This window comes from Accumulibacter sp., from assembly GCF_032229525.1.
Classification (GTDB): Bacteria; Pseudomonadota; Gammaproteobacteria; order Burkholderiales; family Rhodocyclaceae; genus Accumulibacter.
Window position 1 is genome coordinate 1 of sequence record NZ_JAVTWB010000049.1, and the last position, 19,090, is coordinate 19,090.

The following is a 19,090-nucleotide window of genomic DNA, read 5'->3' on the forward strand; positions in this document are numbered from 1 at the left end:
AGGTATGAAACGGGTTTCTGTTTCATGGAGGCCGTGCCAGCGTTCCCTGCGCTGGCTGCACTCGAGGTTGCCATTCGGCGAGAATCGGTCCTCGCCGCGGCAAGCGCCAGCGCGGTCGACCGACGATCATCGGCCGGCCGGGCGGCCTCCTGTACGCGCCAGCGTCAGGCCATCCAGCGCTACGAACGGCTGCTTTCCGCCAATCAGGTCCGCTACGGCACGGCCGCTGGCCAGCGACAGGGTGAATCCGAGCGCACCGTGGCCGACGTTGAGCCAGAGCTTTCGGTAGCCGCCCGGCCCCAGGATCGGCCGGCCGCTCGGCGTCGCTGGTCGCAGGCCGGCCCAGCCTTCAAGCTGCCGGTAGTCGACCGCGTCCGGAAAGACCGCGCGTGCTTCGGTCACCAGCAGGGCCAGGCGCCGCGGTTCGATCGCGCGGTCGTAACCCGTGATGTCGGCAATGCCGGCTACGCGCAACTGGCCATCGATGCGGGCATAGACGATCTTGCGCTGGAAGTCGGTGACGCTGATTGTCGGCGCGGCGTCCGGCTCGGCGATCGGCGCCGTCAGGCTGTAGCCCTTGAGCGGGTAGATTGGCAAGGACAGGCCCAGCGGGCGGGCCAGGCGAGGGGTGTCACAGCCGGTGGCGAGGACGTAGGCGTCGGCTTCGAGCAAGCCCTGGCTGGTGTCGACACCGACCATCTCGCCGTGTCTGACGCGCAGCCGATGAATCACGGTGTCGAACAGGCAGAGGTTGCCGGGTGAGGCAGCGCGAATTCGCTCAAGCAGTCCGACGCTGAAACGATGGCAGTCGGCGGTTTCCTCGCTCGGCGTCTGGACGCCGCCGACGATCTTGCCGCGGATGCGCTCGAGGGCGGGTTCGGTGGCGACGCAGGCTGCGCTGTCGAGCACTTGCTGGCGAGTGTCTTGATCGCCGCTCAATCGGTTCTGGAGCTCGAGCTGACGGCGGGCGCTGTCCAGCGACGCCGCATTGCGGTAGATCACCAGTTTCCCGCTGTCGGAATGGCCGAAGTCGAGGGCGGGCTCCTGGGTGAGCAGGTCGCGCATCAGGCGCCGGCTGGCATGCCCCAGGCGCAACAGGTGGCGGGTGCTCTCCGTGCTACGCGTGCGGGTGCAGGCAGCCAGGAATTGCAGGCACCAGCGCCATTGCGCTGGGTCTGCTTGCGGACGAAAACGTATCGGCGATGTCGGCGAAAGCAGCCAGGGAGCCAGTTTGGTCCACACGCTCGGGTCGGCCAGCGGCGCCACGTAGCTGTAGCTCAACTGTCCGCCGTTGGCGTAGCTCGCTTCGCGTGCTGGTCCCTGGTTGCGGTCGACCACGGTGACCTGATGGCCATCGCGCATCAGGTACCAGGCGGTGGCCGTACCGACCACACCGGCGCCGAGAACGATGACTTTCATGCCGGCCAGCGCCACGCCGGCCGGGCAGGCAGTTGCTTACCAGTTGCTCTCGCGTTCCGGGGTGGCGGTGATGTTGTGGATCGAGAGGTCGGCACCGTTGTATTCCTGTTCCTGATCGAGGCGCAGCCCGACGGTGACTTTCAGCAGGCCATAGACGATGAAACTGCCGGTCAGGGCAACGACGATGGCCAGTCCGGTCATCAGCAATTGTGGCATGAAGGCGATACCGCCAACACCACCCAGTGTCTTGCTGCCGAAGATGCCGGCAGCGATGCCGCCCCAGGCGCCACAAAGCCCGTGCAATGGCCAGACGCCGAGGACGTCGTCGATCTTCCAGCGGTTCTGGGTAAGCGTGAACATCATCACGAACAGTCCGCCGGCGACGCCGCCGACGACCAGCGCACCGATCGGGTGCATGATGTCGGAGCCGGCGCAGACCGCGACCAGGCCGGCCAGTGGGCCGTTGTGCAGGAAGCCGGGGTCGTTCTTGCCGGCCACCAGGGCGACCAGCGTGCCGCCCGCCATCGCCATCAGCGAGTTCATCGCCACCAGGCCGGAGATCTTGTCGATCGTTTGCGCGCTCATGACGTTGAAGCCGAACCAGCCGACGGTCAGAATCCAGGCGCCGAGCGCCAGGAAGGGGATCGACGATGGCGGGTGTGCCGAGATGCCGCCCTGTTTGTTGTAGCGCCCGTGACGGGCACCGAGCAGCAGCACGGCGGGCAGTGCCAGCCAGCCCCCCATCGCGTGCACGACGACCGATCCGGCGAAATCGTGGAACTCTTCGCCGTAGGTCGCTTTCAGCCAGGCCTGGATGCCGTAGGCCTGATTCCAGGCGATGCCCTCGAAGAAAGGATAGATGAAGGCAACGATCAGGAAGGTCGCCGCCAGTTGCGGGTTGAACTTCGCCCGTTCGGCGATGCCGCCCGAAATGATCGCCGGAATGGCGGCCGCAAAGGTGAGCAGGAAGAAGAACCTGGTCAGCTCGAAGCCGTTCTTTGCCAGCAAGGTGTCGGCGCCGTGGAAAAAATTGGTGCCGTAGGCCAGGCTGTAGCCGACGAAGAAATAGGCGATGGTCGATACCGAGAAGTCGGTAAGGATTTTCACCAGCGCGTTGACCTGGCTCTTCTTGCGGACCGTACCGAGTTCGAGAAAGGCAAAGCCGGAGTGCATGGCCAAGACCATGATGCCGCCGAGCAGAATGAAGAGAACGTCGCTACCAGACTTGAGAACTTCCATGGTTCCTCCTGAAAATCTTGTGGAAGCCACCAAGCAAGTTCCGCGCCAACGCTAATTGGTGCGCACCACCGGCGATTCGAGAGTGATCAACCCCACCGGCGCACTAGTATGGTGCGGAAGCGGGCTTGGCAAGCACCGTGATGGGGCTCGATGCACCAGTTTCCGCCGCGCCTGGGCTATTCTGGTGCGGCGCCCGGTGGCAGGAGAACCCACATTTGTCCCTGCTGTTTCATCCGCCCGGCCTGCGTACCCGCCGTCGCCCCGAAGCCCCAGAAGAAGTCGGCGCGGACGACGCCGCGAATCGCACTGCCGGTATCCTGCGCGAGCATCAGGCGGCGCAGTGGCGTCGTGGTCGCGGGTTGCGTAGTGGACAGGAAAACGGGAGCACCAAGGGGAACGTGGGCAGGGTCGACGGCGATGCTTCTCTCGGGTGTCAGCGGCACCGCCAGGGCGCCACTGGGGCCGTCGCCTTCGCCGCCTTTGAGCGCTTGCTCGCTGAAGAAGACGTACCTCGGGTTGGCGTTCAAGAGATCGGTGAGTCGGCTCGGGTTGGCCCGCGCCCACTCCTTGATGCCTTGCATCGAGGCCTGGTCGAGGGTCAACTCGCCGCGCTCGACCAGTAGTTTGCCGATCGACTGATAGGGGTGACCATTCTGGTCGGCGAAAGCCAGGCGGACCATGCTGCCATCCGGCAGCTTGACCCGCCCGGACCCTTGAATCTGCAGAAAGAACAGCTCGATGGGGTCGTCGACCCACAGCAGGACGCGGTCGCTGTAAGCCTGCTCCCGGCTGTTGATCTCCGCTCGCGAAAAATAGGGAACGACCTTGTTGCCTTGCAGGCGACCGCGCAGGCGCAGGTTCTTGAGCTCTGGCTGCACCGAGCCCAGATCAATGCTCAGCAGATCGGGCGGCACGCCGAGCACGGCTTGCAGATAGGGTTTGCCGCGTGTTCGCGAGCCGCGCAGCAGGGGCTCGTAGTAGCCGGTGACCATCCCTTGCGAGTTGCCATCGGGGTTGGTCAGCAGCCAGGGCTGCAAGCGCGCCTCGAAGAAATTGCGGATGGCGGCTGTCGACGGCGCCGGCAATGCCTTCGCCTGCTCGCAGGCGGTCCGCCACAGCGGCCATTGCGGGCGCTTGGCCAGCGCCCGGCACGATTGCAGGAAGGCGGGCCAGGCGGCGCGCAGGTCGTCTTCTGTCCAGCCCGGCAGCTCACTCCAGCGTGCGGGCTGCAGGGGTTTGAAGCGTGGTGTGGGCGTCGCCGGGGTCGCTGCCGGCTCGCATGGCTGGCACGCCGGGCAAGCGGGACAGTCGCCTTGCGGCGCTTCGCGTTTGGTGCCGCAGGCGGTGAGCAGCAGGGCAAGCAATGCAGCGGCAAGAACAGCGAAGCGGCGCGGTTGGCTTTTGAGCATGGTTTGGCTAGAGTGTCGGGTTTGTCACCCGCCGAGTATACCGTCCGATGACTGACCCTTTCAGGCAACTTGCGAGCTTTCTGGTTCGCGCCGAGAAGTTCCTCGATCGACTCGAGCCCTTGTTGCCACCGGCGTCGCCGGTGCCCGACTGGGCTGCCGCCAACGCCTTCCGCTGGCGCAAGAGCCGCGGCACCGGCTACCTGCAGCCGATCACCCGCTTACCGGAAATACAGCTCGCCGATCTGCACGACATCGATCAGCAGAAGGCACGTATCGACGCCAACACGCGTCATTTCGTCGCCGGGCAACCGGCCAACAACGTCTTGCTCACCGGTTCACGCGGCTCGGGCAAGTCGTCACTGATCAAGGCGCTGCTCAATGCTTACGCGGCGGCGGGCCTACGCGTCATCGAAGTCGAAAAGGGCGACCTGATCGATCTGCCGGACATCGTTGACCTGATCGACGGGCGGCCGGAGCGCTTCATCATCTTCTGCGACGATCTTTCCTTCGACTCCGGGGACGCGCGCTACAAGGCGCTGAAGGTCGTCCTCGACGGCTCGATCTGTGCCCCGCCGGAGAACGTGCTGATCTACGCCACTTCCAACCGCCGCCACCTGATGCCCGAGTATTTCGCCGAAAACCTCGACAGCAAGCGGGTCGGTGAGGAGATCCATCCGGGCGAAGCGATCGAGGAAAAGATCTCCCTCTCGGAGCGCTTCGGGCTGTGGATTTCCTTCTATCCCTTCGACCAGGACGCCTACCTGAACATCGTTGCCCACTGGCTGAAGTCTTTCGGTTGCCGCCAGGAGGAAGTCGCCCGTGCCGAACGTGATGCGCTCAACTGGGCGCTCGAACGCGGTTCGCGCAGCGGCCGCGTCGCCTGGCAGTTTGCTCGCGACTGGGCGGGTCGGCATCTCGCTGCAGCAGACCGTCCACGGCGCCAGCGCACTCCTTCGGTGCGTGCGGGCGCGGCGCCGTCCAGAAAACGTCCGGCAGGCGCGCCGTGAGTCGCTCGCTCTGCCTGCCTGCAGCGCCGGTCGGCAGATGACGCCCGTCGCCGCAGCCACCACCAAGGTCAGCAAAGTTACCGAAGTCGCCGCGGCGGTCCTGTTGCGTGGCGACCCGGCGGCGCCGGAGTTTCTCCTCGCGCAACGCCCGCCGGGGAAGGTCTATGCGGGCTACTGGGAATTTCCTGGCGGCAAGCTCGAACCCGGCGAGACGTCGTTCGAAGCACTGGTGCGCGAATTGCAGGAAGAGCTTGGCATCACGGTGGATCAGGCCTGGCCGTGGCTCTGCCGTGAGTTCAGCTATCCGCACGCCACCGTACGCTTGCGTTTCTTTCGCGTCAGCTCGTGGCACGGGGTGATCTCCCCGATCGAGCACAGCGCCTTCGCCTGGTTGAAGGTCGGCGAGCCGGCGAGCGTCGAGCCGATCCTGCCCGCCAATGGGCCGATCCTGCGCGCCCTCGATTTACCGCCGCTGTATGCGCTGAGCAATGCCGAAGAGAATGGGCCGGCAGCGGAATTGGCTCGCATCGAGCGCGCGCTGTCAGGGGGGCTGCAGCTGCTCCAGATACGCGACAAGTCCTTGGCGCCCGCTGAGCGCCAGCATTTTGCACGGGCAGCCGTGGCGGCGGCGCGCCGCTACCAGCGGGCCCGCGTGCTGATCAACGACGATGCGGAACTTGCCCGCATGGTCGGGGCCGACGGGGTGCATCTGTCGTCGCAGCGGCTCTGGCAGGTCGATCGACGGCCGGATTTCGAATGCGTCGCCGCTTCCTGCCACAGCGCCGCCGATCTCACCCGGGCGGCGGAACTCGGGCTCGATTTCGTCGTCCTTGGTCCGCTACTGCCGACGCCAAGTCACCCCGGCTCGAGTGGCATCGGCTGGCCGCAGTTCTCGGCGCTGGTCGAACGCTCGCCGCTACCGGTTTATGCGCTGGGTGGGCTGCAGCCCGAAATGCTTGAAACGGCCTGTACTGCGGGCGGGCACGGCGTCGCGCTGATGCGTGGCTGGCGCTGAGCTGATTTCCAGCCGCCACTGCTCACGGGCTACCGGGGCAGTCGTTCGGGACGATCAACTGTCGTGCCGAGGGCGAGCCGACCGAGATCGCGGATGCTGAAGTCAGGGTGATCGCGGTCGTCAGTGGCTCGGTGAGAGCGCATTGCGCTGTTTCGACCAGGCGGTCGCCCTGCAGCGCGATGATGCGCAGCCGGCGACGGGTGGTGTCCGGGACCAGCAGCTGCATGCGGCCAGCGATGGAAAGTGCGGTCGACAGGCCCAGCTCGGTTGAGCCGAAGACGTGATTTGAAAAGCCCGGCAGCGCGGCACCCTCGACCAACTGCTTGCCGCTCCGCCGGTAGATCTTCAGCGTGCCGCTGATATGCGGCGTGCTCACCACCGCCAGCTCGGCCTGCCCGTCGCCGTCGAGGTCGGCAACGCCGACCGGGTTCAGCCAGCGCATCGGCATGCCGATCGCCGGCGATTGAGCGTCTATCTCCAGGTGGCCCGCGCGTAAGCGAATCAGCACCAGCCGCGCGCCGCTGTCTCGCCGGCTGACGATGGCCAGGATCTCCTCCGGCTCGTTGGGCGCCAGCCGGACCAGGCGTGGCGTCAGATCCTCGAACACCTCGTTTCCGGGCAGTTCCAGTGCGAGGCTGCGGCCATGGTCGGTGGTCGCTGTCAGGCGTGCGTATTCGTGTGGCCGGCCAAGCGCGAAATGCCCATAGCGATCGACCGGCGCCGAATACTGCGCGGCAGTGATCGCTTCGGCGCCGGCTTCAAAGGCGACCAGCGCGAACAGGAGGGGGACGACGGAAAGGAGCTTGCGCTGCCGTCCCATCGCCCCTCCGCCATCACTCCAGGCTGAGCAGCTGGACACTGCGCGCGGCGACGGGACTGGTCTTCTCGCGTCGACAGCTGGTGAAGGGTGTTTTCGCGCTGCTGTCGCAGATCTGCTTCCAGACGCCGGGCGGAAGCAGGAAAGGGACGGGTATTTCGTCGCGGTTGATCAGGCAGAGCAAGGTCGGCCCGCCCTTCGCCTTGCCGCTGCCGGCTTCCCGGGAGGCGAGTTGCAGACCGAAAGCGCCGAGCTTGGCCGACTGCCAGTCGCCGCCGCCCATCGGCCGTCCCGCCGGATGCCACCACAGCGCATCGGGCAGCCCGTCGTCGTTGGTCTCGCCGGTCAGCCAGCGGTCTTGCCGCAGCTGCGGGAAGCGCCGTCGCAAGGCGAGCAGTTCGGCGACGAAATCGATCAGCTCGGTGTCGGCGTGTTGCCAGTCGAGCCAGGTCATCTCGTTGTCCTGGCAGTAGGCGTTGTTGTTGCCGCCCTGCGACCGGCCGAGTTCGTCGCCCGCTTGCAGCATCGGAACGCCCTGGGCGATCAGCAGGGTGGTCAGCAGCGCGCGCTGCAAGCGGCGGCGTTTTTCGAGTACCACGGGATCGGTACTCTCGCCTTCCTCGCCGCAGTTCCAGGAGAGGTTGTGGCCATGCCCGTCGCGATTGTTCTCGCCGTTGAGCTCGTTGTGTTTTTCCTGGTAACTGACCAGGTCGCGCAGTGTGAAGCCGTCGTGCGCGGTGATGAAGTTGACGCTGGCCTGCGGCGCGCGTCCCGACTTGCTGAACAGTTCGCTCGATCCGGACAGCCGCTGCGCCAGTGCGCCGGCGCCCACTTCGCCGGTCAGCCAGAAGGCGCGAACGTCATCGCGGAAGCGATCGTTCCATTCGCTCCAGCCGGGCAGAAAGCCCCCGAGCTGGTAACCGTCCGGTCCCATGTCCCAGGGCTCGGCGATCAGCTTGACCTGCTGCAGCAAGGGATCCTGCCGCAGCGTGGCGAGAAACGCGCTGTTGCGAGCGAGGGCGGCGGCGAGGTCGAAGCGGAAGCCGTCGACGTGCATCACGCCGACCCAGTAGCGCAGCGCATCCATGACCAGCTGCAGAACGCGCGGCTGGGTGAGGTTGAAGGTGTTGCCGCAGCCGCTGAAGTTCTCGTAGGCGGCGAGATTGCCTGGGGGCAGCAGGTAGTAGCTGTGGTTGTCGATGCCGCGAAACGACAGTGTCGGGCCGAATGCGTCGGTTTCGGCGGTGTGGTTGAAGACCACGTCGAGGATCACTTCGAGGCCGGCGGCGTGCAGGGTCCGGATCATCGTCTTGAACTCGGCAATCAGCGCTTGGCCTTCGATCCCAGCCGCATAGCGCGGTTCGGGAGCGAAGAAAGCCAGCGTGTTGTAGCCCCAGTAGTTGACGCGACCCGCGTCGCTCAGGCGTTGCTCGTCGAGAAAGTGGTGTACCGGCAGCAGGCTGAGGGCGGTGACGCCCAGCCGCTGGAAGTGCGCGATCATCGCCGGCGAGGCGAGTCCGGCGTAGGTGCCGCGTAGTGTTTCGGGAACCTCGGGGTGCTGCCGGCTGACGCCCTTGACATGGACTTCGTGGAGCACCGTGTCGGCCCAGGGTGTGGCCGGTGGTGCATCGCCCTGCCAGTCGAAGTCTTCGTCGACGACGCAGGCCTGCACGCCCACCACGGGATCATCCTGCGCTGGGGAAGCGCAGTGGCCGACGACTTCGCGGGCGTAGGGGTCGAGCAGCAGTCGCCCGGAATCGAAGCGCTGGCCCCGTTCGGGGGCGTCGGGTCCGTGCACCCGGTAAGCGTAGCGCAGCCCGGGAGCTGCCCCGGCCAGGTAGCCATGCCAGACCTGGTCAGTACATCGACGCAGGGGCAGCGTATGTATCAGCTGGCCATCGAAGACGCACAGCTCCACGGCTTCGGCATGCGCCGAGAACAGCGCAAAGTTGACGCCGCGCCCGTCCCAGCTGGCGCCGAGCGGGCACGGCCGCCCGGCTTCGAGCACCGTGCCGTCGCTCACGGCACCCATTCGAGGAACACCGCACCGAGCGGTGGCAGGGTCAGGCTGATCGACAACTCCCGACCGTGCGCCGATACCTGCTCCGCGTGTACCCCATCTGACCCGTTGCCGACATTGCTGCCACCATAATGCTCGGCGTCGGTATTGAGGCGCTCGCAATACTTGCCGGCCATCGGCACGCCGATCCGGTAGCCCTCGCGAACAACCGGCGTGAAGTTGCCGACATAGAGCATGGCGCGCGAACGATCACGCGTCCAGCGAACGAAGGCGACGATCGAAGTGTCTGCGTCGTCGGCGGCGATCCACTCGAAACCAGCCGGTTCGAAATCAACCTCGTGCAGCGCCGGATGGCTGCGGTAGAGCTTGTTGAGATCGCGGATCAGGTTGCGTACGCCGTTGTGGGTCGGGAAGTCGAGCAGCGCCCAGTCCAGGGAACCTGCATCATTCCACTCGCTCCACTGGCCGAACTCGCCGCCCATGAACAGCAGCTTCTTGCCCGGATGTGCCCACATGTAGCCGTACAGGGAGCGCAGGTTGGCAAACTTCTGCCAGGGGTCGCCGGGCATCTTGTTGATCAGCGAGCCCTTGCCGTGCACCACTTCGTCGTGCGACAGCGGCAGGACGAAGTTTTCGGTGAAGGCGTACATCATGCCGAAGCTGAGCTTGTTGTGATGGTACTTGCGATGCACCGGGTCCTGGGACATGTAGGCGAGGACGTCGTGCATCCAGCCCATGTTCCACTTGTAGTGGAAACCCAGGCCACCCATCGACGGCGGGCGGCTGACCGATGGCCAGGCGGTCGACTCTTCGGCATGGGTATCGGCAGAGGGGTGCTCCTGGCCGAGGACCTCGTTCACCCGGCGCAGGAAGGCGACGGCCTCGAGGTTCTCGCGGCCGCCATGGACGTTCGGCACCCACTGTCCCTCGGAGCGGCTGTAGTCACGGTAGAGCATCGAGGCGACGGCATCGACGCGCAGGCCATCGACACCGTAGCGCTCGATCCAGAACAATGCATTGCCGATCAGGAAGTTGCTCACCTCACGGCGGCCGAAGTTGTAGATCAGCGTGCCCCAGTCCTGGTGCATGCCTTCGCGCGGATCCTGATGTTCGTAGAGCGGCGTGCCGTCGAAGCGGGAGAGGCCGTGCTCGTCGGTCGGGAAATGCGCTGGCACCCAGTCCACGATCACCCGCAGTCCGGCCGCGTGACAGTCGCTGACGAACTGGCGGAAGCCCGCCGGGCTGCCGTGACGGGCGGTCGGTGCGTAGAGCCCCAGTGGTTGATAGCCCCAGGAGCCATCGAAGGGATGCTCGGATATCGGCAACAGCTCGAGATGGGTGAAGCCAAGGTCGACGACGTAGGGAATCAGCGTTTCGGCGAGGCGCTGCCAGTCCGGGAAGCCGCCATCGTCGGTTCGCCGCCACGAAGCCAGATGCACTTCGTAGACCGACAGCGGGGCGCCGAGTTGTTCGCCGGCCGGTATCGGGGCCGGTTCCACGGGTGGCGGCAGGGCACAGACCACCGAGGCCGTCGATGGCCGCAGTTCGGCTTCGAAACCGTAGGGGTCGGCCTTCAGCGGCAGCAGGTGTCCGTGACGAGAGCGTATTTCGTACTTGTAGCGCGCGCCGGCAGTCACGCCTGGCAGGAAAATCTCCCACACCCCGGCTTCCCGTCGCAGACGCATCGGGTGACGGCGACCGTCCCAGGTATTGAAGTCGCCGACCACGCTGACGCGCTGTGCGTCGGGCGCCCAGACTGCGAAAGCGGTACCGGCAACGCCATCGATTTCCGTCAGGTGCGCACCGAGACGCTCGAAAGGTCGCAGATGCGAGCCTTCGGCGAGCAGCCAGACGTCCATATCGCCGAGCACCGCCCAGAAGCGGTAGGGGTCATCGGTTTCCTGGACGCCGTGCTCCCAGGTGATGCGCAGGCGATAAGCAAAATCGTTGCGCCGGCGGGGAATGACGCCTTCGAAGAAGCCTTCCACGCCTTCGACGTCGCGCTGGGCGAGTTCGGCGACCTGCTTGCCGGTCTTGGCGTCCAGTACGGCAACCGCACGTGCGCCTGGTTGCAGGCTGCGGACCCACAGTTTGTCGTCGCTGTCGGTGTGCATGCCGAGTACGGCATAAGGGTTGCCGTGCTCTGCCCGGCAAAGGGAAATGATCTCTGCATTGTCAATCATCTGCGAGTTCCTCAGCTATTGGTGAGTGTTTTCAGGTTCCAGGTATCGTCGGCATAGTCGCGAATCGTCCGGTCGGCCGAGAAGGGGCCCATTCCGGCGACGTTGAGGATGGCCTTGCGCTGCCATTCGGCGGGCGTCAGATAGAGCGCGTCAACACGCTTCTGGGTGGCTACGTAGTCGGCATAGTCGGCGAGCAGCAGGTAGTGGTCGCCATAGTGCACCAGGCAGTTGAAGACGTCGTGATAGCGCGAGCGTTCCCCGGGCGAGAAGAAGCCGCCGTCGATCTTGTCGAGGGCTTCCTTGAGCGCCGGATCGTTCTGGTAGATGTCGTTGGGCTGATAGCCCGCTTTCCTGATTGCTTCGACCTGTGGGGTGTTGTTGCCGAAGATGAAGATGTTCTCGGCGCCGACCTGGTCGCGAATCTCGATGTTGGCGCCGTCTTCGGTGCCGATGGTCAACGCGCCGTTGAGCGAGAGCTTCATGTTGCCGGTGCCCGAGGCTTCGGTGCCGGCGGTGGAAATCTGCTCCGAGAGGTTGGCTGCCGGCATGATCAGCTCGGCGACGGAGACGCCATAGTTGGGGATGAAGACCACCTGCAGCAAGTCGCGGGTTCTCGGGTCGTTGTTCACCACCGTCGCGACATCGTTGATCAGCCGGATCACCTGCTTGGCCATGTGATACGACGACGCCGCCTTGCCGGCGAAGATCACGCTGCGTGGCGCAAGGCCGTCGCTTTTGCCGTCCAGCAGCGCGTTGTAGCGGGTAATGACGTGCAGCACGTTGAGCAATTGCCGCTTGTATTCGTGGATCCGCTTGACCTGCACGTCGAACAGGCTGTCCGGGTCCAGGTTGACGCCGGTTTCGCGCGCGACATAATTGGCCAGGCGCAGTTTGTTGCTTCGTTTGGCGGCCTCGAAAGACGCACCGAAGGCGGTATCGTCGGCACTGGCGCGCAGCCCCTCCAGGCGGTCGAGATCGAGGCGCCAATCCTTGCCGACGCGTTGGTCGATCAGCGCCGACAAGCCGGGGTTGGCCTGCGCCAGCCAGCGCCGTGGCGTGACGCCGTTGGTCTTGTTGTGGAAACGTTCGGGGTAGAGGCGGGCGAAATCGGCAAAAATGGTCTGCACCATCAGGTCCGAATGCAACTGCGAGACGCCATTGATGCGGTGGCTGCCAACGATGCTCAGGTGCGCCATGCGCACGCGCTTGTCCTTTTCGTGGCCATTGCCGTCGTCGATCAGGGACACCCTTCGCATCAGGTCGATGTCGCTTGGGTAGAGGCGGACCACCTCGTCGAGAAATTCCTGGTTGATGCGGTAGATGATCAGCATGTGCCGTGGTAGCACGCGCTGGATCAGGGTCACCTTCCAGGTTTCCAGAGCTTCCGGCATCAGCGTGTGGTTGGTGTAGGAGAAGATGCGCCGACACTGATCCCAGGCGGCATTCCAGGTCATCTTGTGCTCGTCGACCAGCAGGCGCATCAGCTCCGCGACGCCGATCGCCGGGTGGGTGTCGTTGAGGTGGATGGCGATCTTTTCCGACAGATTGTCGAAGCTGTCGTACTCGGCAAGATGGCGGTCGAGGATGTCCTGCATCGACGCCGAGACGAAAAAGTACTCTTGCCGCAGACGCAGTTCGCGGCCCGCGGAAGTGCTGTCGTTGGGGTAGAGAACCCAGGAGATGTTTTCGAAGCGGTTCTTCAGTTCGGCGGCACGCTGGTAGTCACCGGTATTGAAGGCGCCGAGATCGATCTGCGATGGCGCCGCCGCTTTCCACAGCCGCAAGGTGCTCACCCGCTCGGTGCCATAGCCGGGTATGACGTGGTCGAACGCCTTGGCTTCGACCGAGTCGGCAGGATTCCACTCGGCCCATTCGCCGTGGTGTTCAGCGGTGCCACCAAAATGGACCGTAAAGTGCTTGCTGGCGCGCGGGAATTCCCACGGCGAACGATCCTGCACCCAGGCTTCCGGCTTCTCGACCTGCTGGCCGTTGACGATCGACTGCGCGAACATCCCGTATTCGTAGCGCACGCCGTAGCCCCAGGAGGGAAGCCCCAGGGTGGCCATCGAATCGAGAAAGCACGCCGCCAGGCGCCCCAGGCCGCCGTTGCCGAGCGCAGCATCGGGTTCGCATTCCATCACTTCTTCAATCGACGGGCCTGGCGGGGTGAACACCGCGGCCGCGGAGTCGCGAAGATCGAGTGCCGACAAGGCGTTGTTCATGGCCCGGCCGATCAGGAATTCCATCGACAGATAATAGACCCGCCGCGCCTTGTTCTGGCGGTCGGCGTGCTGGGTGTCGACCCAGCGCTTGGCCAGCTGCTCGCGCGCCACCTGCGCCAGGGCATGGTAGAACTCGGCCTTGCTGGCGACCTCCGGCTCGGTAGCTACCTGGCAGAGCAGCTTGTGGTCGATCTGCGAGCGCAGCGCTTCGCTTTCGGGTTTGGCTTGAGTGGCATCGGATTTCACGCAAATACTCCAGTAGGTTTCATGGGCCATCCTCACTCTCGGCCAGGGCATGGGCAGCGCCCAGCAGGGCCGGCGTGGGAGAGAGCATTACATAGGTCGGGATTGTGGCCAAGTAGGCGGCGAAGCGCCCCTTGGCCTCGAAGCGGGTGCGAAAATGTGATCGATCAAACAGCTCGCCGAGGCGTGGAATGATACCACCGCCGAGATAGACGCCGCCCTGCGCGCCCAGGGTCAGTGCGAGATTGCCGGCCATCGAGCCGAGCATGGCGCAGAAAGTATCGAGAACCGCCCGGCACTGAACATCGCCGTTGGCCAGTGCCCGGGAAACGATCTCCGCCGGGGTCAAGGCTTCGCCAGCAGCGCGGCCGTCGACCTCGGCGACCAGACGGTGCAGCAGCGGCAAGCCGCTACCCGAAAGCAGGCGCTCGGCAGACACATGCGGCAGCTCACGCCAGGCGAGGGCGAGGATCGCCGCTTCGCGTTCATCGGCGGCGGCCAGCGTGCAGTGCCCACCTTCGCCAGCCAGCGCCAGCCAGTGTCCGCGGTTGAAAAGTAGCCCCGAGACGCCCAGGCCCGTTCCCGGGCCGAGCACCGCCTTGGCGGCCAGGGGCACTGCCGTGCCGCCGCCGACCTGCCGCAAGTCGTTGGCGTTCAGGCGCGGCAGCGACAGCGCCAGGGCAGTGAAGTCGTTGAGCAGCAGCAGGCGGGAGAGCCCCAGCCGCGACTTCATTTCCTCGCGCGAGAAGGTCCACGAACCATTGGTCAATCGAATCACTTCGTCGTGTACTGGCGCCGCAAGGGCGATCGCCGCCGCCCGCAACGCGCTACAGCCAAGCTCGCGAAGGTAAGCCTGGATGGCCTCTACTGGGCCGGCAAAGTCAGCCACCGCCATGATCCGTATCAGATGCGGCGAGCCTTGGTGATCGAGCAGCGCAAAGCGTGCCCGTGTGCCACCAATGTCGGCAACCAGCATGCCCGCCGGGCTGCCGGCAGCCTCCGCGCGGGAAGGAACAACGGCCGCGTCGGATGACGCCGTCGAAGTGGAATGCTGGGGCGGGAGAGGGGCGATTTCCATGGAATTCGGTGGATCAAGCTGCGGCCACCACTTGCCGCTCAGTGTGGCAGGGCTGCTGCAGGTTCGAGATGAAATGCCCGGAGGCCGAAAACGATGGCCGGGCGTGAATATTCGCACCAATTACGGTGCTTATCAAAGAGCGATGCTGCGAGGCCGCGCGATCCCCGGAAGAAACAGGGTCATTCCTTGCGAGTCTGTCGGTTGCACGCGGGTCCTGTCAAGGTGCTGTCACAATCTGCTGTTGCAGCGCGTGCAGCCTGCTGCCAAGCCTCCAGCAGACCCGTACAATCGTCAGCTGTGTCAATGGCTGCTGTCGCGTGCTCGATGAACGGGCACCGGCAGATGCTGTGCCGTGGTGTTCTTCTCCGGGGGCCGTCAGTGAACCATGCGAATCTGCTGCAAAAACTTGCCAAACTCGTTGGTGCCGAGCAGCTGCTTACGACGCCCGACGCCATGGCTCCCCATCTCGGCGATTGGCGTGGGCGCTATCGCGGTGCGGCGATCGCTGTCGTTCGCCCGGCCAGCACGGCCGAGGTGGCGGCGGTAGTGCGTGCCTGCGCCGAAGCCGGGGTGCCGATGGTGCCGCAAGGGGGTAATACCAGTCTGTGTGGTGCGGCAACGCCGGGGCCGGACGCGCTGTCGGTGGTGATCAGCCTGTCGCGGCTGAAGCGCGTGCGGGCCATCGATGCGGCGAACAACACGATCACTGCCGAGGCGGGCTGCGTCCTGCAGACGCTGCAGGAGGCGGCGGCGCAGGCAGGGCGCCTGTTTCCGCTGTCGCTTGCCGCCGAGGGAAGTTGTCAGATCGGTGGCAACCTGTCGACCAACGCCGGTGGCGTGCAGGTGCTGCGTTATGGCAACGCGCGCGAGCTGACGCTGGGTCTGGAAGTGGTTTTAGCGAGCGGCGAGGTTTGGGATGGGCTGCGCGGTCTGCGCAAGGACAACACCGGCTACGACCTCAAGCATCTGTTCATCGGCGCCGAAGGCACGCTGGGAATCATCACCGCGGCCGTGCTCAAGCTCTTCCCTTTGCCGCGGGCGACGGCGACTGCCTGGCTGGCGATCGCCTCGCCGGCCGTGGCGGTGCGCTTGCTCGGTGACCTGCAGGCCTCTTTCGGCTCGCTGCTGACCGCCTGCGAGCTGATCTCGGACCTTGCTCTCGGTCTGGTCCGCAAGCATCTCCCGGGTTCTTCGCCGACGCTCTCGCCAAGCTCTTGGCACTTGCTGATCGAAGTGTCAGGCGGTGACGATGCACAAGCCGGGCAGCAGGCGCTCGAGGCCTTCCTGGCCGAGGCGCTGGAAAATGGCACGGTCAACGATGCCGTGCTGGCCCAGAGCAATGAACAGGCGCGGCGTCTATGGGCTTTGCGCGAGAACATCGGTGAAGCCCAGAAGATCGAAGGGCTGAGCATCAAGCACGACGTTTCGGTACCGATTTCGCGCATCGCGGAGTTCGTCGAGCGCGCCGACCGGCAACTGGCGCAGGCTTTTCCGGATATTCGCATCGTTACCTTCGGGCACATCGGTGACGGCAACCTGCACTACAACCAGTCGAAAGCCGAAGCGGGCGACAACGCCGCCTTCATTGCTGCACAGTCGGCGGTCAACCGCATCGTTCATGACCTGGTGCATCAGCTTGGTGGCAGCATCAGCGCCGAGCACGGGATCGGCCAGTTGAAGCGCGAGGAACTGTTGCGCTACAAGAGCCCGGTCGAGATCGAGATGATGCGGGCGATCAAGCGAACGTTCGATCCGCAGGGCTTGATGAATCCCGGCAAATTGCTCTGAGCCAACGGCTGCGGGTGCCTGCCGTGTCGAGCGGGAGTGTGGGCGCTAGCTCGCAGGCGGCGTGTTCGCGACGGCTCGCGAAATCGCGCGGCTACGCTTCCGGAATGATGCCCCCGGCCTTTTCATGGCGACCCCATCGGGATGCGGTAGAATGCGGCAGCCTGCCATCGCGTAGCACTGGGGCATATCGGGAGCTCGGCGATTGCTATCATCCGGAGCGCCGCCGACCAGCTCGAGGCGAGAAGATTTTGCCAGGCTGGTGCCGCGCTCAGAGGGCCGAGCGCGCTACGCAACGAGGTTATTGGTTAGAGGGAGAACCCGCGTGTTCAAGACAGTCCTTCGCTGGCTGGGGCTTGGCCCGGCTGCACCGGCGCCGCAAGACGCCTTCCAGCAGCTCGACGAAGTGGCGCCTCTGAAGTCCACGCAGGCCGAGGCCAGCGAACCGGCAACAAACAACACACCAGAAGTGCGTACCTTCGTTTGCCGCGAGGAGCTTCTCGATCGCAGTGAGCGAATTGCCGGCTACCAGTTCGCGCTGGAGCGGAACCTGCAATCACCACTGCTGGACAAGAGTGCGAAGCTACGCCGCGTCTATGATGACGCCATGCTGCAGAATCTGGTGCCGCTGGGCGTGTCATCGATGTTGGGTGACCGCTTTGCCTTTATCCGGGTGTCGCCGGTGTCGCTGCGAAACCCTCTGTTGAAAACCTTCGCCCATCGGAACGTGGTGATTATGGTCACGCCTGGGGCGATGGCCGAGGCCGATCTCGCTGGCCTGCGCACCGACCTTCAGTACCTGCGGGAGATCGGTGTCAAACAGGGATGGACACTCGACCGCCCGCTTCCCGGGATTGCCGAGTTTCTCGATCAGGCTGAACTGATCGAAATCGAGACCACCGCTCTCGATGGCATTCAGCTGAAGGAAATGTGCGCGGATTTTCGCGCAGCGAAAGCTGGAACCCGGTTGATTGCCAGTGAAATCCGGACCTCGGACGACTTCAGCCTTTGTTACCGTAGTGGTTTCGACTACTTCATGGGGCCGTTCGTTGCCAGCCACGAGAACTGGCATCCACCGAAGAGCAAGATCAACCGGTTGCTGGTTTTCGAAGTGCTGAGCATGATTCGCTCGGGCGCCGAGTTCGGTGTCATCAGCGAGCGCCTGCGCAATGACCCAATCCTGACTTTCAAGCTGTTGCGCTATATCAATTCGCCCGGCATCGGCCTGGTCAAGCACATCGACAAGATCTCACAGGCGCTACTGATCCTGGGTCGGGAGCAGTTCTACCGATGGCTTTCCTTGCTGCTCTTCGATCTCGATCAGCCCGGCTACGTCGGGCGCGTCCTCAACGAACGGGCGTTGACGCGAGCCCGCTTCATGGAGACGCTTGCCGGGCGCGGGGCAGTTCGTGGTGCCGCGGACACGCTGTTCCTGATCGGGCTGTTCTCGTTACTCGATGTGATGATGGGGCAAGCGCTCCCCGACATCCTGCGACAGGTTGCGCTGCCAGAAGATGTGCTTTTGGCGTTGCAAGGCGAGCCGGGCGGCCTGCGCGATGCGCTATCACTGGCGATAGCCGTCGAATTAAAATCTCCGGATGAAATTGCTGCCGCCGCTCTGTTGTGTGAACTCGCTGCGTCGGAAGTCACCGGCTTGATGCTCGAAGCGCTGGATTGGGCGCACCATGTAATTTCCGTCGGCGAATGAGCGCCAGCCCCAAGCCCGACGCGACGGTCAGATGCCACAGGCCTGGATGAGGAATTGCCGCAGCGCTTCGGCGGGTGCCCCCAGCCTGGCTTCCCGCTTCCAGAGCATGCCAACCTCCAGGTAGGGGATCGCATCGAGAATCGGGCGCGCCTCGATCTTCTTTCCTTCCAGCGACCACGGCCGGTACACCATGTCGGACAGGATGGTCACCCCGAAGCCGTGCGCCACCAGGCCGCGCAGAGCTTCCATGCCATTGGTGCGAAAGGCAATGTCGGGCTCGATGCCGCGGGCCACCCAGTAGCGTCGGTTCGACTCCTCGCCTTCGTCGACCGTGAGCAGGATGTAGGGATGCGCCGAAATATCCGCCAGCGAAGGATAGGGCGTGGCCAGCACCGGGTGTCCGCCGGCCGCCCACAGCTGGCGTCGCGAGCGCATCAGTACGTGCTGCTCGAAGGGCTCCGGCGCCTCGACGTTCGAGAGGATCACCACACCCAATTCGAGCTCGCCACTGTCCACCGCCGACTCGATGTCGCGCCGGGCCATATCGTGCAGATCGAGTTCCACGCCCGGGAAATTGGCGCGAAAGCGCGCTAGCAGTGGCGGCAGGAAATAGCCGAGGACGGTGTAGCTGGCGGCGATCCGGATGCTGCCGTCGAGGTGACTGGCGCGAAATCGCGGCTCGCGCAGGGCGTCCTGCAAGGAGTCGAGAATATGCCTCGCGTGCTGGTGAAAGCTGTGCCCCTCGGCCGTCAGCGAAACACCGTGCGGATGGCGGGCGAACAACTTTACGCCGAGGCGATGCTCCAAGAGCAGAATGGCGTTGGTGATCGCCGATTGCGAAACGAACAACTTGGCCGCGGCCATCGAGAACTGGCCGGTTTCAGCGGCCGCAGCGAAGTAACGCAGTTGCCTGAGCGAGACGTCCTTTGCCATCTGTTATTCGAA

The 19,090-nt window shown here is 64.7% G+C and carries 13 protein-coding genes; 4 read left to right on the forward strand and 9 right to left on the reverse strand.

The genetic code is table 11. The features are described from left to right. Nucleotides 1-126: 126 nt before the first annotated feature. From RUW20_RS03160 to RUW20_RS03170, 3 genes are all read right to left on the reverse strand, one after another. Nucleotides 127-1,434 carry a D-amino acid dehydrogenase gene (locus RUW20_RS03160; protein WP_313950745.1) on the reverse strand — a complete coding sequence of 436 codons (1,308 nt, stop codon included), beginning with the start codon at nt 1,432-1,434 and terminating at the stop codon, nt 127-129. A 21-nt stretch (nt 1,435-1,455) separates the two neighbouring features. Next, nucleotides 1,456-2,658 carry an ammonium transporter gene (locus RUW20_RS03165; protein ID WP_313950746.1) on the reverse strand — a complete coding sequence of 401 codons (1,203 nt, stop codon included), beginning with the start codon at nt 2,656-2,658 and terminating at the stop codon, nt 1,456-1,458. A gap of 176 nt (nt 2,659-2,834) precedes the next feature. Further along, entirely contained in the window at nt 2,835-4,067 is a 1,233-nt protein-coding gene (locus tag RUW20_RS03170; RefSeq protein WP_313950747.1) for a murein transglycosylase A, read from the reverse strand. A gap of 47 nt (nt 4,068-4,114) precedes the next feature. On the opposite strand from RUW20_RS03170, the gene RUW20_RS03175 reads away from it, so the two are divergent. Together RUW20_RS03175 and RUW20_RS03180 are read left to right on the forward strand one after the other, a co-directional pair. Next, nucleotides 4,115-5,074: an ATP-binding protein gene (locus tag RUW20_RS03175; protein ID WP_313950748.1), complete on the forward strand. Its 960-nt coding sequence runs from the start codon at nt 4,115-4,117 to the stop codon at nt 5,072-5,074. Nucleotides 5,075-5,111: 37 nt separating this feature from the next. Then, nucleotides 5,112-6,089, forward strand: coding sequence for a Nudix family hydrolase (locus tag RUW20_RS03180; protein ID WP_313950749.1), 978 nt, complete (start codon nt 5,112-5,114; stop codon nt 6,087-6,089). Nucleotides 6,090-6,111: 22 nt separating this feature from the next. On the opposite strand, the gene RUW20_RS03185 is transcribed toward RUW20_RS03180, so the two are convergent. Genes RUW20_RS03185 through glk form a run of 5 tightly spaced genes read right to left on the reverse strand, consistent with a single transcriptional unit; the run spans nt 6,112 to nt 14,550 of the window. Next, complete coding sequence (locus RUW20_RS03185; RefSeq protein ID WP_313950750.1) at nt 6,112-6,909, reverse strand: VCBS repeat-containing protein; 798 nt, start codon at nt 6,907-6,909, stop codon at nt 6,112-6,114. A 13-nt stretch (nt 6,910-6,922) separates the two neighbouring features. Next, on the reverse strand, nt 6,923-8,938 hold the full coding sequence (gene glgX / locus RUW20_RS03190; RefSeq protein ID WP_313950751.1) for a glycogen debranching protein GlgX: 2,016 nt from the start codon (nt 8,936-8,938) through the stop codon (nt 6,923-6,925). After that, complete coding sequence (gene glgB, locus RUW20_RS03195; RefSeq protein WP_313950752.1) at nt 8,926-11,109, reverse strand: 1,4-alpha-glucan branching protein GlgB; 2,184 nt, start codon at nt 11,107-11,109, stop codon at nt 8,926-8,928. Before glgB ends, glgX begins: the two co-directional genes overlap by 13 nt. Nucleotides 11,110-11,120: 11 nt before the next feature. Continuing rightward, the gene (locus RUW20_RS03200; RefSeq protein WP_313950753.1) at nt 11,121-13,577 is read right to left on the reverse strand and encodes a glycogen/starch/alpha-glucan phosphorylase; all 2,457 of its coding nucleotides are present in this window, start codon (nt 13,575-13,577) and stop codon (nt 11,121-11,123) included. Between the two features lie 19 nt (nt 13,578-13,596). Beyond that, a complete protein-coding gene (gene glk / locus RUW20_RS03205; protein ID WP_313950754.1) occupies nt 13,597-14,550 on the reverse strand; it encodes a glucokinase in 954 nt (317 codons plus the stop codon). Nucleotides 14,551-15,105: 555 nt separating this feature from the next. Here glk and RUW20_RS03210 point away from each other — a divergent pair. Further along, complete coding sequence (locus RUW20_RS03210) at nt 15,106-16,440, forward strand: FAD-binding oxidoreductase (protein ID WP_313950822.1); 1,335 nt, start codon at nt 15,106-15,108, stop codon at nt 16,438-16,440. A 322-nt stretch (nt 16,441-16,762) separates the two neighbouring features. Beyond that, nucleotides 16,763-18,145, forward strand: a complete 1,383-nt coding sequence (locus RUW20_RS03215; RefSeq protein ID WP_313950755.1) for an HDOD domain-containing protein — start codon at nt 16,763-16,765, stop codon at nt 18,143-18,145. A 27-nt stretch (nt 18,146-18,172) separates the two neighbouring features. Here the strand turns inward: RUW20_RS03215 and RUW20_RS03220 are convergent, their stop codons facing one another. Next, nucleotides 18,173-19,078 carry a LysR substrate-binding domain-containing protein gene (locus RUW20_RS03220; protein WP_313950756.1) on the reverse strand — a complete coding sequence of 302 codons (906 nt, stop codon included), beginning with the start codon at nt 19,076-19,078 and terminating at the stop codon, nt 18,173-18,175. Between the last annotated feature and the right edge of the window lie 12 nt (nt 19,079-19,090).